Genomic DNA, 619 nt, shown 5'->3' with positions numbered 1-619 from the left:
GGCTGCGGGATGTAGCGATCGACCTCGGCCATCAGCTCCAGGATCGCCTCGCGGCCCAGCTTCGGATCGCTGTCTTCCAGCGCCGCCAGCGCCGAGCCCTTCACGATCGGAATGTCGTCGCCCGGGAAATCGTAGCTCGACAGCAGCTCGCGAACCTCAAGCTCGACCAGCTCCAGAAGCTCCGGATCGTCGACCATGTCGCACTTGTTCAGGAACACCACGATCGCCGGAACGCCAACCTGGCGGGCCAGCAGAATGTGCTCGCGGGTCTGCGGCATCGGGCCGTCGGCCGCCGACACCACCAGGATGGCGCCGTCCATCTGCGCCGCACCCGTGATCATGTTCTTCACATAGTCAGCATGGCCCGGGCAATCGACGTGCGCATAGTGCCGGTTCGCCGTCTCGTACTCAACGTGAGCCGTCGAGATCGTGATGCCGCGCGCCTTCTCTTCCGGCGCCTTGTCGATCTGGTCGTACGCCGTGAACGTCGCGCCGCCAGCCTCCGCCAGAACCTTCGTGATCGCTGCCGTCAGGGACGTCTTGCCATGGTCAACATGGCCAATCGTCCCAATGTTGCAGTGCGGCTTGTTCCGTTCAAACTTCGCTTTAGCCATCGTGG

General features: G+C 63.7%; 1 protein-coding gene. It reads right to left on the bottom strand.

Going from position 1 to position 619, the window contains the following annotated elements; all coding sequences use genetic code 11:
* The coding region (locus BKM74_RS18385) for a GTP-binding protein (protein ID WP_140056137.1) at positions 1-614 on the bottom strand (614 nt) is incomplete at its 3' end.
* Positions 615-619: the final 5 nt, after the last annotated feature.

This window comes from Oceanibaculum nanhaiense, assembly GCF_002148795.1.
Lineage (GTDB): Bacteria > Pseudomonadota > Alphaproteobacteria > Oceanibaculales > Oceanibaculaceae > Oceanibaculum > Oceanibaculum nanhaiense.
Note: the sequence above shows the minus strand (reverse complement) of the source record. Positions and strands in the feature narration are given on the sequence as shown.